This window comes from Cupriavidus sp. USMAA2-4, assembly GCF_001854305.1.
Lineage (GTDB): Bacteria > Pseudomonadota > Gammaproteobacteria > Burkholderiales > Burkholderiaceae > Cupriavidus > Cupriavidus malaysiensis.
Genome location: NZ_CP017750.1, coordinates 72750 through 85812 on the forward strand (window position 1 = coordinate 72750; position 13063 = coordinate 85812).

General features: G+C 61.2%; 20 protein-coding genes. 2 read left to right on the forward strand and 18 right to left on the reverse strand.

The genetic code is table 11. The features are described 5' to 3' along the window. From BKK79_RS36445 to merT, 7 genes are all read right to left on the reverse strand, one after another. Nucleotides 1-570 carry a recombinase family protein gene (locus BKK79_RS36445; protein WP_027982055.1) on the reverse strand — a complete coding sequence of 190 codons (570 nt, stop codon included), beginning with the start codon at nucleotides 568-570 and terminating at the stop codon, nucleotides 1-3. Further along, complete coding sequence (locus BKK79_RS36450) at nucleotides 476-1477, reverse strand: DUF3330 domain-containing protein (protein WP_008652068.1); 1002 nt, start codon at nucleotides 1475-1477, stop codon at nucleotides 476-478. The genes BKK79_RS36445 and BKK79_RS36450 overlap by 95 nt, the downstream gene beginning before the upstream one ends. Next, on the reverse strand, nucleotides 1474-1710 hold the full coding sequence (gene merE / locus BKK79_RS36455; protein WP_003132004.1) for a broad-spectrum mercury transporter MerE: 237 nt from the start codon (nucleotides 1708-1710) through the stop codon (nucleotides 1474-1476). Before merE ends, BKK79_RS36450 begins: the two co-directional genes overlap by 4 nt. After that, on the reverse strand, nucleotides 1707-2072 hold the full coding sequence (gene merD / locus BKK79_RS36460; RefSeq protein ID WP_000995360.1) for a mercury resistance co-regulator MerD: 366 nt from the start codon (nucleotides 2070-2072) through the stop codon (nucleotides 1707-1709). Before merD ends, merE begins: the two co-directional genes overlap by 4 nt. Before the next feature lie 17 nt (nucleotides 2073-2089). After that, the gene (gene merA, locus BKK79_RS36465) at nucleotides 2090-3775 is read right to left on the reverse strand and encodes a mercury(II) reductase (RefSeq protein WP_003156770.1); all 1686 of its coding nucleotides are present in this window, start codon (nucleotides 3773-3775) and stop codon (nucleotides 2090-2092) included. A gap of 71 nt (nucleotides 3776-3846) precedes the next feature. Next, on the reverse strand, nucleotides 3847-4122 hold the full coding sequence (gene merP, locus BKK79_RS36470) for a mercury resistance system periplasmic binding protein MerP (protein ID WP_003131987.1): 276 nt from the start codon (nucleotides 4120-4122) through the stop codon (nucleotides 3847-3849). Nucleotides 4123-4134: 12 nt separating this feature from the next. Beyond that, nucleotides 4135-4485 (reverse strand): mercuric ion transporter MerT, encoded by a 351-nt coding sequence (merT, locus tag BKK79_RS36475; protein WP_006224622.1) that lies wholly within the window; start codon nucleotides 4483-4485, stop codon nucleotides 4135-4137. A 71-nt stretch (nucleotides 4486-4556) separates the two neighbouring features. Between merT and BKK79_RS36480 the strand changes: the two genes are divergently transcribed. After that, nucleotides 4557-4991 carry a mercury resistance transcriptional regulator MerR gene (locus tag BKK79_RS36480; protein WP_003131969.1) on the forward strand — a complete coding sequence of 145 codons (435 nt, stop codon included), beginning with the start codon at nucleotides 4557-4559 and terminating at the stop codon, nucleotides 4989-4991. Here BKK79_RS36480 and BKK79_RS40895 read toward each other — a convergent pair. Then, nucleotides 4981-5403, reverse strand: coding sequence for a hypothetical protein (locus BKK79_RS40895; RefSeq protein WP_157128668.1), 423 nt, complete (start codon nucleotides 5401-5403; stop codon nucleotides 4981-4983). The two genes, BKK79_RS36480 and BKK79_RS40895, sit on opposite strands and share 11 nt — an antisense overlap. A 954-nt stretch (nucleotides 5404-6357) precedes the next feature. Between BKK79_RS40895 and BKK79_RS36485 the strand changes: the two genes are divergently transcribed. Further along, nucleotides 6358-7224: a DNA-binding protein gene (locus BKK79_RS36485; RefSeq protein WP_071040583.1), complete on the forward strand. Its 867-nt coding sequence runs from the start codon at nucleotides 6358-6360 to the stop codon at nucleotides 7222-7224. Between the two features lie 14 nt (nucleotides 7225-7238). On the opposite strand, the gene BKK79_RS36490 is transcribed toward BKK79_RS36485, so the two are convergent. The 10 genes from BKK79_RS36490 to BKK79_RS41355 form a co-directional block, all read right to left on the reverse strand. Beyond that, on the reverse strand, nucleotides 7239-7637 hold the full coding sequence (locus BKK79_RS36490; RefSeq protein ID WP_071040584.1) for a hypothetical protein: 399 nt from the start codon (nucleotides 7635-7637) through the stop codon (nucleotides 7239-7241). Further along, a complete protein-coding gene (locus BKK79_RS36495; protein WP_071040585.1) occupies nucleotides 7634-7939 on the reverse strand; it encodes an H-NS histone family protein in 306 nt (101 codons plus the stop codon). The genes BKK79_RS36490 and BKK79_RS36495 overlap by 4 nt, the downstream gene beginning before the upstream one ends. Nucleotides 7940-8305: 366 nt before the next feature. Continuing rightward, nucleotides 8306-8503, reverse strand: coding sequence for a hypothetical protein (locus BKK79_RS39785; protein ID WP_084085738.1), 198 nt, complete (start codon nucleotides 8501-8503; stop codon nucleotides 8306-8308). Nucleotides 8504-8665: 162 nt separating this feature from the next. After that, the gene (locus BKK79_RS36500) at nucleotides 8666-8869 is read right to left on the reverse strand and encodes a hypothetical protein (RefSeq protein WP_071040586.1); all 204 of its coding nucleotides are present in this window, start codon (nucleotides 8867-8869) and stop codon (nucleotides 8666-8668) included. Nucleotides 8870-9737: 868 nt separating this feature from the next. Then, the gene (locus BKK79_RS36505; RefSeq protein WP_071040587.1) at nucleotides 9738-9977 is read right to left on the reverse strand and encodes a hypothetical protein; all 240 of its coding nucleotides are present in this window, start codon (nucleotides 9975-9977) and stop codon (nucleotides 9738-9740) included. Then, the gene (locus BKK79_RS36510) at nucleotides 9961-10410 is read right to left on the reverse strand and encodes a hypothetical protein (RefSeq protein ID WP_071040588.1); all 450 of its coding nucleotides are present in this window, start codon (nucleotides 10408-10410) and stop codon (nucleotides 9961-9963) included. The genes BKK79_RS36505 and BKK79_RS36510 overlap by 17 nt, the downstream gene beginning before the upstream one ends. A gap of 68 nt (nucleotides 10411-10478) precedes the next feature. Continuing rightward, entirely contained in the window at nucleotides 10479-10715 is a 237-nt protein-coding gene (locus BKK79_RS36515; protein WP_071040589.1) for a hypothetical protein, read from the reverse strand. Nucleotides 10716-10914: 199 nt separating this feature from the next. Beyond that, on the reverse strand, nucleotides 10915-12150 hold the full coding sequence (locus BKK79_RS36525; protein WP_071040591.1) for an RNA-guided endonuclease InsQ/TnpB family protein: 1236 nt from the start codon (nucleotides 12148-12150) through the stop codon (nucleotides 10915-10917). Nucleotides 12151-12308: 158 nt separating this feature from the next. Then, a complete protein-coding gene (locus BKK79_RS40900) occupies nucleotides 12309-12770 on the reverse strand; it encodes a hypothetical protein (RefSeq protein WP_157128669.1) in 462 nt (153 codons plus the stop codon). A gap of 104 nt (nucleotides 12771-12874) precedes the next feature. Then, on the reverse strand, nucleotides 12875-13048 hold the full coding sequence (locus BKK79_RS41355; RefSeq protein ID WP_198173438.1) for a hypothetical protein: 174 nt from the start codon (nucleotides 13046-13048) through the stop codon (nucleotides 12875-12877). Nucleotides 13049-13063: the final 15 nt, after the last annotated feature.

A 13063-nucleotide genomic window follows, 5' to 3' on the forward strand; every position in this document is an offset into this window, starting at 1 on the left:
TTACTGATCCGTTCTCAAGTATTGATACAGGGTTTCGCGACTGATTCCGAATTCACGAGCCAGCTTGGTCTTTTGCTCGCCAGCCTCGACACGTTGGCGCAGTTCGGCAATACGCTCAGACGACAGGGATTTCTTCCTGCCACGGTAGGCCCCGCGCTGCTTGGCGAGCGCGATGCCCTCGCGCTGCCGCTCGCGGATCAAGGCGCGTTCGAACTCGGCGAACGCGCCCATTACCGACAGCATCAGGTTCGCCATCGGCGAGTCCTCGCCGGTGAAGGTCAAATGCTCCTTAAGGAACTCGATGCGTACGCCGCGCTGGGTGAGGCCCTGCACCAGGCGGCGCAGGTCGTCGAGGTTGCGCGCCAGACGATCCATGCTGTGCACCACGACCGTGTCGCCTTCGCGCACGAAGGCGAGCAGCCGTTCCAGTTCGGGCCGCCGTGTGTCCTTGCCCGACGCCTTGTCGGTGAACACTTTATCCACCTGGATCTGTTCGAGCTGCCGTTCTGGGTTCTGGTCGAAGCTGCTGACGCGGACGTAACCGATGCGCTTGCGCTTCGAAGCGTTGATAACACTCCAACCCGCAGAAGTGCTCGACGTATTCCGCGCCTTCCGGGGTGAAGGCGGCATCGAGCGGGATTTCCTTGCAGCACACGCAGCAACTGGTGGTGGTCGAGTCACTTGCATTCATGGTGGCACCCCTCCATTGACTGACGAAGACGGCGAATGCCGCCGCCGGCATTGGCTTCGCGAACAGGAAGCCTTGTCCTGTGTCGCAGTCCGCTTGTCGCAATAGATCAAGACTCGCCGATGTTTCCACGCCTTCAGCCACCACATCCATGCCCAGCCCGTGCGCAAGCTGAATCACGGTGTGCACGATGGTTTGGTCGCGGCGGTCGTTGGCGAGCCCGGCGACAAACGATTGGTCGATCTTGAGCGTGCTGATTGGGCAGCACTTCAGATGTTGCAGACAGGAATACCCCGTCCCGAAGTCATCGGCGGCGAAGCGCACACCGATCTGCCGCAAGGCGTCCAGGGCGGGGAAGATCGCCGGATCACCAAACGCGACCGATTCGGTCAGCTCGATTTCGAGATACTCGGCGGGCAACTCGGCATCAGCCAGCACGCCCTTTACCCACCCGTCGAAGTCCGGTCCCACTTGGCTCGCCGAAACATTGACGGCCAGCCGGAACGGTCGCCATGCCAGCATTCGCCAGTCACGCATCTGGCGGCAGGCTTCGCCCAGCACCCAAGCGCCGATTTCAGGCATCAGGCCGGACGATTCGACCACGGGCAGGAACTGGCCCGGTGGCAATAGTCCAAGCGTCGGATGACGCCAGCGCAACAGGGCTTCCGCGCCGACAATCCCACCACTGCGCAGATCGACGACGGGCTGGTAGTGCAGTTCAAGCTGCCCGCGCTCGACCGCTTGGGCCAGTTCCGGCGTCGTCCATCCATCCGGCCGGAAAGCGCTCATTCTCTTTCCCTGAATGCCCGCAACGCCCGCGACAGGGACAGAAGGAACAGGCCGGTCAAACCGAGCGCCGCGATGACCCAATGCTCGCCGAGGAAAGCACCGGCGGTTGTGCCGGCCAGCACGACAGCGAGGATGGGCAGGTGGCAGGGGCAAGTCAGCACAGCCAGTCCGCCCCACAGGTAGCCGGTGATCGGTTTGTGCGTCTCGGACGGCAAGCGCTCGGGGTTGTTCATGGCAGACTCTCCGCGTGCTGTGCCGGCTCGGTCGGCAGGGTGGCCAACTGCACTTCCAGATCGGCCAACGCTTCGCGCCGACGCTCGACGAACTGACGCAGCAGGGCAAGCTGCGCGGCCGCTTCGTCGCCGTCCGCCGCATCCAGCGCCCGGCACAGCCGCGCCAGCGCGTCGAGGCCGATGCCCGCCTCGAAGGCCGCCCGCACGAAGCACAGCCGTTGCAAGGCGGCGTCATCGAACAAGCCGTAGCCGCCTGGTGTGCACGCCACCGGGCGCAGCAATCCGCGCAGCAGGTAGTCGCGCACGATATGCACGCTCACCCCGGCATCAAGAGCCAGCCGGGACACCGTGTAGGCGTTCATTGAACACCTCCTTTTTCTCACCCGGCGCAGCAGGAAAGCTGCTTCACATCCTTGTTGAAGGTCTGCGCCGCGAGCTTCAACCCCTCGACCATCGTCAGGTAGGGGAACAACTGGTCGGCCAGTTCCTGCACCGTCATGCGGTTGCGAATGGCCAGAGCCGCCGTCTGGATCAGTTCACCCGCTTCCGGCGCGACCGCTTGTACGCCGATCAGCCGATGGCTGCCTTCCTCGATAACCAACTTGATGAAGCCGCGTGTGTCGAAGTTGGCGAGCGCACGCGGCACGTTGTCCAAGGTCAAGGTGCGGCTGTCGGTCTCGATCCCGTCGTGGTGGGCTTCCGCCTCGCTGTAGCCCACGGTCGCCACTTGCGGATCGGTGAACACCACGGCCGGCATTGCGGTCAGGTCGAGCGCCGCATCGCCGCCGGTCATGTTGATCGCGGCACGGGTGCCGGCCGCTGCCGCCACATAGACGAACTGCGGCTGGTCGGTGCAGTCGCCGGCCGCGTAGATGTTCGGGTTGCTCGTGCGCATGCCTTGGTCGATGACGATGGCACCTTGCGCATTGACAGTGACCCCCGCTGCGTCCAGCGCGAGGCTGCGCGTGTTCGGTGTCCGACCGGTGGCAACCAGCAGTTTGTCGGCGCGCAATTCACCGTGCGTGGTGGTCAGCACGAATTCACCGTCCATATGGGCGACCTGGCTGGCTTGCGTGTGCTCCAGCACCTCGATGCCCTCGGCACGGAAAGCGGCTGTCACCGCCTCGCCGATGGCCGGGTCTTCACGGAAGAACAAGGTATTGCGCGCCAGGACCGTGACCTTGCTGCCCAGCCGGGCAAAGGCTTGCGCCAGCTCCAGCGCCACCACCGACGAGCCGATTACGGCAAGGCGTTCGGGAATGGTGTCGCTCGCCAGGGCCTCGGTGGAAGTCCAGTAGGGTGACTCTTTCAAGCCCGGAATCGGCGGGACCGCCGGGCTGGCACCCGTGGCGACCAGGCAGCGGTCGAACATCACGACGCGCTCGCCACCCTCGTTCAAACGGACGGTAAGGCTCTGGTCGTCCTTGAAGCGCGCCTCACCGTGCACAACGGTGATGGCCGGATTACCGCCCAGGATGCCTTCGTACTTGGCGTGCCGCAGTTCGTCGACGCGGGCCTGCTGCTGGGCCAGCAGCTTACTGCGGTCAATCGTAGGCACAGTTGCCGCAATACCGCCATCGAACGGGCTTTCCCGGCGCAGATGGGCGATGTGGGCGGCGCGGATCATGATCTTGGACGGCACACAGCCGACATTGACGCAGGTGCCGCCGATGGTGCCGCGCTCGATCAGCGTGACCTGCGCGCCTTGCTCGACGGCCTTCAGCGCCGCCGCCATCGCGGCTCCACCGCTGCCAATGACCGCTACCTGCACCGGGGGCTCGTTGCCACTGTGCTTTTCGGCGGCGGCCATCCATCCCCGCACCTTGTCGAGCAGTCCGACGCGGTTGTCCGCCAGTGGCGCATCGGCTAGCGTTGCCTTGTAGCCCAGTCCGGCCACGGCGGCAGTCAGCGCGTCCGGCGATGTGCCCGGCACGATGGCGAGTTGCGCTGTGCCCTTCGGATAGGACACCAGCGCCGACTGCACGCCTGGCACTTTTTCCAGCGCTTCCTTGACGTGCGCCGCGCACGAGTCGCAAGTCATGCCGGTGATTTTTAGATGGGTCATGCAACAGATCCTTTATCGTTTGTGGCGCCAGACAATGACGTCCGTTGTGCTGCGGTGCCGTTTTCAGTGACTCACTGCTTGACGCTGGACGGATAGCCCGCGTCTGCGGTTGCCTTGGTCAGCTTCTGCACGCTGGTCTTGGCATCGTCGAAGGTGACGACCGCTTGGCGTGTCTCGAAAGTCACGTCAACTTTGCTGACGCCTTCGACCTTGGAAATCGCCTTCTTGACAGTGATCGGGCAGGCGGAGCAGGTCATGCCCGGTACGGACAGCGTGACGGTCTGGGTGGCGGCCCAGACGGGGGCAACAACGGCGGCGAGGGCGAGGGAGGCAAACAGTTTCTTCATGGTGAACTCCGATCAGTAGAAAAATGGCATGACGTAGGGAAATCCGAGCGCGACCAGAACCAGCGCGGCCACGATCCAGAAAATGAGCTTGTAAGTAGCTCGCACTTGGGGAATCGCGCAGACCTCACCCGGTTTGCAGGCCGCTGCCTGCCGGTAGATGCGCCGCCAGGCGAAGAACAACGCCACCAGCGCCACGCCGATAAAGATGGGGCGATAGGGATCCAACACCGCCAAGTTGCCGATCCAAGCGCCGCTGAACCCCAAGGCGATCAGAACCAACGGCCCGAGGCAGCAAGCCGAGGCGAGGATGGCGGCAAGCCCTCCAGTGAAGAGCGCGCCGCGCCCGGTTTTTGGTTCAGACATGCGCTTGTCCTTTCGAATTGAAATTGGATAGCGTAACCTTACTTCCGTACTCATGTACGGAGTCAAGCGATATGGAAAACAATTTGGAGAACCTGACCATTGGCGTTTTCGCCAAGGCGGCCGGGGTCAATGTGGAGACCATCCGTTTCTATCAGCGCAAGGGCTTGTTGCTGGAGCCTGACAAGCCCTATGGCAGCATCCGCCGCTATGGCGAGGCGGATGTAACGCGGGTGCGCTTCGTGAAATCAGCCCAGCGGCTGGGCTTCAGCCTGGATGAGATCGCCGAGCTGCTGCGGCTGGAGGATGGCACCCATTGCGAGGAAGCCAGCAGTCTGGCCGAGCACAAGCTCAAGGACGTGCGCGAGAAAATGGCTGACCTGGCGCGCATGGAGGCCGTGCTGTCTGAGTTGGTGTGCGCCTGCCATGCGCGAAGGGGGAACGTTTCCTGCCCGCTGATCGCGTCACTACAGGGTGGAGCAAGCTTGGCAGGTTCGGCTATGCCTTAGCGTGCTTTATTTTCCGTTTTCTGAGACGACCCCTAACTAGTTCCTTCAGTGCGGTTTTTTTCGATATGCGCTTCGCTTCGTTGACGCAGGCTTTAATTCTAGCGAGATTGACAGACGCAACGTTTTCATATTCAAGCTTAGCGAATTCAGCCAACCTCTGTGCTGCCGCACGTGTCGAGTCGCTCGTGGGAGTTTGTGTTGCTAGCATTTCCAGCGTCATGACTGCGAGAAGAAATCCCCACACCCACTGCGTTGAACGAACCGCGTGGGTGTAGCATGAAATGGCTAATAGCAGAACTTCATCATTCGGAGCCGAACGATTTTCTTGTCCGGTGGCGGAAATCTTATCCAAGAAAGATGTAAATGGATAAGTGAAGTTTGGGATAAAAGTATTCGAATCTTCGATGGCCACGTATTCGTGTTCTGGATATACCCAGGCGCCACGGTTGTCAATTAGCCAAGGTTGGATTGACGTGTCCGGCCATCCGTGCTCGACACATCGTCTGTCATTCGGCATAAAAGAGAAATTCGCTTTCCTGTCTGGTGCCCGAACCTCGATCGGAAATGAAGCGTCGATGCGCTCTACAAGCGACACGGATGCGACTGCGCGCTGGAGCTTCTGAAAAAAAGACCTGGCCTCACTTTCACTCAAGAACCCGGTGGCAGTTATTAGAAGGCTAGTGTTCAAGTATGTCGCGGCACACTTGACACCGCTAACCAGGAATTCTCCTGAAGCGGCGCCGGAGAACGAGAATTGTTGTCCCGTCGGACACATGACGCGTAGTGAAAACTCGCTGGGACCCGGACCTCGTGAAAGTGGACGCATAGCTGCCAAAGTTTATCGTTGGGACCTATAGATTACGCGAATAAAGCTCAATGAGCAGGTGCTCACGCGACAGTCCCGATAGCTCACCGGATCCGCTGCCGGACGCTATCCGGGTTTCGAACGAGGCGCAGCTAGCATTTCTGCCCATCGTCGCGGCGATTCTCGAATCAGACGCAGTGTCGGTTGCGCTGGTGAACGTGCTTGAGTTGCTGCGCATCGACTAACGAAAAGACCAATCCCCGTTGTTCCCCGCCGGGGTCCAGCACGCCGGCCGGGCTCCGGTGCCACCGTATCGACTCCGGAGCAAGCAGCCAATGTGAGTGCGCGTTGAGGTATTGGCCGTCGCCCCGACTTCTCGGGCCGGCGCGCAGCCGGCGAGCCCGGCCAGATGCCGTGGCACCGCGACCCCGGGGCTCGACGTTCCGACATAGAAGCCGGTTCAGGATAGCCGTGTTCGTTGGAATCCAGGTCGATCCGGCTTGATAACATACCATTCATAACATAACATTACGTAACGTGTTTAGACACTAAGGAGCAAGCATGGCTCGCGAAGCCTCGATCACGCAGGAGCAGGTAAATGCCGCGGCCGAGGCGCTGCGCGCCGCCGGTGCCAAGCCAACGGTGCGCGCGGTCCGCGAGCGGCTCGGGAACGTTGGCAGCCAGGCAACGGTCATGCGGATGCTTGATGGATGGAAGCGTCAGCAGGTTCAGGTGGTCGAGGCGCCCGTAACGCTGCCGGCGGCGTTCCAGGTGGCGCTTGCCGACTATGTTGGTCAGGCAGTGGCAGAGGGCAAGGCCGCGCTGGCCAGCGACCTGGCCGAACAGCAGCAGATCAGCGCGGATCTCGCCCTCGAGAGTGAACGACTGGGTGCGACGATCGAGCGACTGGAACAGGACCTGGACGTCGCCGTCCGGGAGCGTGAGGCAGTCGCCGGCCGAGCGGAGCAGTTGGAGGTGGACCTAGGCCTAGCGCGCGGCGAGGTCGAACAGGAACGGCTAGCGGCAGAGATCGCACGTACGGAGCTGGCCAAGACCCAACTGCGATTGGAGGCGATGCCTCGCCTAGAGGCAGATCTGCACGCGGTACGCGAGGCGCTCGAGCTCGAGCGTGCCGCTCGCGTTGCAGCAGAGCAGGGCGCCGCGGTGGCCAGCGCGCGCCTGGAAGGCGAGGTACGAGAACGCCAGCGGATCGACGCGGAGTTGCAAGCAGTGAAGGGGCGGGAAGAGCAGGCCAGCCAACGGCTACAGGACGCTCATCGTGAGCATGTGGGCGTTCTCCGCGAGCTTGCGGAGACTCGGGCTGAGCTGCAAGCAAGAGGAGAGGCGCCGGCCAGCAACGCCGCAGAGCAGCAGGAGGGGGCGACGGCAGCCAAGGGGAGGCGCCACGCCGCGCCGTCGAAGAAGTAGCGATATTGCCGTGTTCAGCCGGGTCCAGCAGACTTCCGATAGATGACCCACGCGACCACGGCCCAGGCGAGAACCGCGGGGCCCAGCCAAAAATGCCGGGCCATTTGCCCGTCGCGAACGGTGCCGATGTCGATCGGGACGCCGGCCGCCCACAGCGCCCACGCGGCGACAGCATAGGCGGCAAGGCCTGCGCTGGCGGCGAAGGCATAGCGGCATACCTGCGTGTTGAATGCGCGCGACGCGGGATAGTACGCGAGGAAGCCGGAGGCCAGGGCGAACCCAGCGCTCAGGCACCCGATAGCGTAGAGCTTGCCCGGCTCAGGATACCCCGGGGCAAGCAGCGCCAGCCCGACCACCTCGATCGAAGCGAACGCGGACAACCCCGTCCACACGCGTCGCGCGGTCGTGCTCATTCGCCTTCCGGAATCAGGAAGCGCGCGCGGTTCTTGCCCAGCCACGCCGGGGCGCGGCCGCGACCGGACCAGGTGGCGCCGGTCTTCGGGTCGCGGTACTTCGCCGGCGCCGGCGTCTTCGCTGCAGAGCTACCTGCCGGGCGGCCACGCTTGCGCTGCACCAGGTCGTCGGCGGTCAGACCATACTCAGCCATCACCTGCCGAATTTTTTCGATTACCTCAGCGACCTCCTCGCGTCGTAGCGCTTCGATCTGGGTATCGAGCTCGTCGCGCTGTGCGAGCAGTTCCTTGTACGTTGGCATAGGTGTCCAATGCAGTTGGTTGAGAAACAGGTTGCAGGTGACAGACCGAACAGCGTGGTCCGCCGGTCGAGATTCATAGGGGGAGGAGTCGTCCAGCCGAAGCGTACGACCCGAAGGGCCTCCCCATCACTTGATCAATGGCCTTTGTTAGGAAACGCCATAGCCGCTTCGAGCTTCTCGAATCGCTCGACCAGCAGGCCATTGCGCCAGATCACGAAGACGTCTCTGCCTCCCACCACATAGTGTGCGAGCGTTAAGCCGGAAGTGTGTTTCCACCCGTGGGAGCCTTCCGGTACCCATCCATTTGAGTCATCACGATCGCCCATATCAGGTCTTACCGTCCCGCGTCTTGGTGAGTGAGCCTAATTAGTCCTGCGCTTGCATGGCGGCGAGCTTCCTCCGCGCTCGGCTGCGTATTGACTGGGCTTTCTTGACGGCATCCTTTGCATTGAACGCGGGTACCTGCCATGTCTCGCACAGCGCATAGTCGGGATCGGTCGGCTTGCCGCCGTAGCTCCACGAGCCATTCGGAAATCGGACAACGGTCCAGAGTTGCTCTCGCATACTGTCGCCTTTCAGATTGGGCTGCGGTGCGTGGCGGCCGCCGAGTCACGCGCACTCGTAAGGTCATTGAATTCGCCTGCGTGCTGCCAACACTATTCTAATCGATGGTAAGGGAAAGTGTCGCGACTGCAACAAGAACAGTATGCAATCTATCCGAAAGACTCAGGGATCCCGTTTGATTTCCGCAGCCGCAATAACAGATAGGAGGACCATTGTTATTGCAGCAAGCCAGAAGACAGCGGCGATCGCAGGGGGCTCGCGCAGGCATCTCATAGCGTTCGTGAGCGGGATGCCGCCGTGGTCGCAGCCGAACAGATAGCCGGCGAACGTGAGTGCAATAGCGAGCAGACTGAAACTGGTTTTCATTGCTTGCTCCAAGCGCTTAAGAACTCACGCGCGTGTACGCGAGATTCCGGAGGCGGACCGTGCAGTACGGTCTTCCATACCCATCACAGGGTATTCCGGGATTCCACTCCAATCGAAATGCAGGCGCGCGTCAGCGACTGTCGCGCCGAACCTCGCTAGGAGCGTAGGTGCATCAATGTCGGTGGTTACGACCGGGTAAGATGAAAAGCCTAGAATATACAGTGCGAAAGTACGATGTTGTCCTTGGTTAAAAAATGGTTCATCGGACGGGTCGCATCGAACATCAGGTAATTCGAGATGGCCGGATTGGATCTTCTTGATTGCTCGTTCTACACGGGCGAGATCCGGCTCGAATTGACGGAGTTGCGAATAAACTCGCCTGGGGTCAAGGATAACGATGACAGGCTTTACGTTGCAGACGTCAACATCATTATATTCGATCCATCCATTTTGACTCTTATAATGTTCTGGCTTTTCGCACGTTATCATTATTGCTTTCCTTTGAACTGCTAGCTCTCCGCACTAGAAGTTGAGGGCTATCGGGCTTTGCGGTCCGACCGCCCACGCGACAGGCATGGCAGCGCGTCGTTAGACGTTCGATTTCTGCGAACTGCTCGATCGGTGCCTGCTGTGTTCTCAGACTGCAGGCGGCGCCGGGGGCACTGGGTCGCAGCAGTGCGTAGGGAACTCTGCTCTAGCGTCTTCGAGTTTTCGACCATCTCGGTAAAACCAATCGAAGTCGTCTCCGCTATCTGCAACGGCCAGTTGAGGATCGTTCCAGGAGGGGGCCCAGACCCAAAGCACCCTCCCTGCAAACCACTCTTCGCCAGCGTCAAACTTGCGCCAGTTAGGGGCGGACATGATGTGTTCACGCATCGTATCTCTCCCGCGACTCTACGGCCTGGTCTATTCTCTGGCCGATGTAGCGCAGGGCGCAGAAGGTTCCCAACCCCAAGAGGCCCGAGCCAGATGCAGCACCAATCGCCAGCGAGGCCAGCCAGAGCATCAGGAGTCGATCCGACAGGCATAGCCACTGCCCCAGCGGGACTTGCCCGAGATCGGCAAGGGTAGCGTCCTTCAGCCGAATTGGCTTATTGGTGTTGTTCATAGTTTCCATCAGTCGGCGCTGCGAGTCTTCGTTGTGCGGTCCGGCGGACGCCGTAGTCGACAATCCACTCAGTCACGTGCGCAGCGAGAGCCCAAAGGCCGGAGCACGTGACCAGAAGGATGGTCGCCAAGCCGAAGGTCGTTAGATTGGCGCTGACCGATTGGCCGGTACGATAGAGCGGGGCGAACTGCTGCGACAGCGTTTGCCAAAGGATCGCGATGAACGCTATCCAGATCGTCGCGTGCACCGTCAGCTTGGTAAGCCACAGGGCGATAGCTCGCGAGAGTTCCGCGGCCCCGGGGTTATCGTAGCCTCGTTTGTAGGATAGCTGCTCCCCCAATGTCAGGAATTCCGCCGTTCGGGAGGCGATGCCTGCACGCGCATCGTCTGCGCCCTGGCGTTGCAACAGCGCTTCACGCTGGACCGTCAACATGGTGATCTAGCCTCCTTCGGCAGCCGGCCGGTGCGGAGCACGACAGCGGATGCTGTCTTTCTGGTGCCTCACAGAAACGACTCATGGAGTCGCAAACGCTCCGCGATTTCGTCAGCAGATAGCTGCCGCACCGCTTGCCCGGCTATCTGCCACTCGGTGCCATCAGCCAGACGTGCGGTAAGCACACTGCCGAGCCCCAACACGGCGAAACTACGAGTGGCCGCTACGACCGTCGCTGCTGTTGGATCGAGCTCACGGATCGCCCTTTCGGCTTCCTCGATCCACTGCCTGTTTAGGAATTGCATGGCCTTTCCCTTCAATTAGTTCGACCCAACAAAGCTGCACTCGATTTCGCGCAATCGGTGCGACATGAAGCGGCGAAAATCGTCCGGCGCCACATGGACTGGAATCATGCCTTGCTCGACCAGCCACCGTTTGACATCCTCCCCTGCCTCGACCGTCGGTCGCCGCCTCAAGGCGGGAAGGCAGAGGATTCCTACGGCGCTAGACATGAGTTACCTCATGCATCGTCGCTTCGGTGGGTTCCTGCTTCGTCGAGGCTGCTTGGCTTGCGCCAAGACTGACGTCCTCTCCACAGGCTGCAACGCGGTGTCCCCGCGCCAAGATATTGATCGCACCGACCACATCGGCGTTGTCTTCGTGCCCACACTCGATGCACCGGAATACGGCCTGACTAGGCCGGTTCTCGGCGCTCACACAACCACACACCGGACACGTCCGGCTCGTGTCGTGCGGCGGCACGGCGATGAGCGTCCCGCCCGACCAGGTCAGTTTGTAGTCGAGTTGCCGTCGGAACTCGAACCAGCCCTGGTCCAGGATGGCCCTGTTCAGGCCGGACTTGGCCCGAACGTTTTTTCCCGGCGCCTCGACATTGCCCGCCGCCGACCTCGACATATTCCTCACCTGCAAGTCTTCGATACACACCATCGCGTGGTTGTTGCTGATAGCGCTCGTGGCTTTGTGCAGGTAGTCGCGTCGGGCGTTGCCGATCTGAATATGGATGCGCTGGATTCTGGCCTTCGCCTTCTTCCAGTTGCTCGAGAACTTCACCTTGCGGCTCATGGACCGCTGCGCTCTGCCCAGCTGCGCCTCGTGTCGCTTAAAACTGTTGAGCGGGGCCAGGAATGTGCCGTCACTCATCGTTGCGAAGCGGGCCACGCCGACATCGATGCCAACCGCGCCGGTGGCCTGCGGCACCGGCGTTTCGACCTCGCGCTGCGTTTGGATCGCGACAAACCACTTCCCGGCGCTCACGGATACCGTGGCGTTGCGCAAATCGCCCAGCACATGCCGGCTGCTGCGGTAGCGCAGCCATCCCAGTTTGGGCAGAAAGATTCTGCTGTTGCCCTGCTCTAGCTTGATCTGCTTCGGGTCGGGGTAGCGAAAGCTGTCGCTCTGACCTTTCTTCTTGAAGCGGGGGAAGCTGGCCCGCTTGGCAAAGAAGTTCCCATAAGCCCGCTCCAAATCCTTGAGCGTCTGTTGCAGCGGATGAACCGGCGCATCGGATAGCCATGCCGTGTCCGTGCTGTTGCGCCACTCGGTGAGCAGCTTGCACAGGCCGGCGTAGCCGTGCTTCTTCTCGCCTTGTTCGTATCGCGCCTTCTGCAACGCCAGCGCCTTGTTATAAACGAAGCGGCACGATCCGGCGAAGCGGCGCAAGTTGCGTTGCTGTTCGCCGGTCGGCATCAGTTCGAACTTGAAGGCTTGGAGTCGCTGCATAGAGAGATCGTACCCGTCGTTTCACCCGTGGCAAGGACGCCTACGGCGTCCGCGCTTTCCGTTGTCGGCAAGCCGGGCGACTTCGTACCCGACTGCGAGCGCCGCCTTTCGAATCAGCGTGCGGTCCCTTCAGACAGCGTCTTCCATTTCGTCATCGATCACCTCTTCCTCCCCTCACTCTCGAGATGTCCTATTGGCGCAGTGACTGAATTGCTCGACTTCGAGCAGGCCGGTTCGACCTGATCGACCTGAGTGACGGCGGCACCATTGACGCGGATTGGGCCCTTCGCCAGAAGCTTGACTGCCATTGCCACGCATTTGGACTTGGCGAGCGGCCAGGAAGTTACGCCTGTCGGTGATATCTTAACCACCGGCATGTCCGACACCAGATCGATCTTCGCCCCTTCTCGACACATCACGTCATCTGCCGACATGATGCGGCCATCTACTGCGACTTTTATCCCGGCGACCACAGGCGAGCTAACCAGCGCCTTGCATTCGACGGTTGAGAGCTTGCCGAGGTGGACGTAGGACGTTCCCCCCTCGGTGGACGCGCTAACCGTTGCATGCGCCGACAAGCACGCGCTCAACGAAGCTGCTACGACGAGTGTCTTCTTCATGCCATTCCACCTACTGACGATTGTGAGTACCGCATGCCTATTGTGCAAAGAGATCCTGGCGCGACCAGACTTCCAGCTGCCTGTTCCTTTCCGAAGTAGGCTCGCTACTGAACGAACACATCCACGGTGTAGCCCGACAACCAGTCGGCCCCGGCCTCGCCATCGTCGCCAACAACACCTTCGTCGATCTGCTCGATCAGCATCAGCTTTAGCTCGTCGGCGCTATCCGCCCCCATCTCCTGCAACTCTGCGGGAGTTACCTCAACTCCGATTCTCATTGGATCTATCCTGGC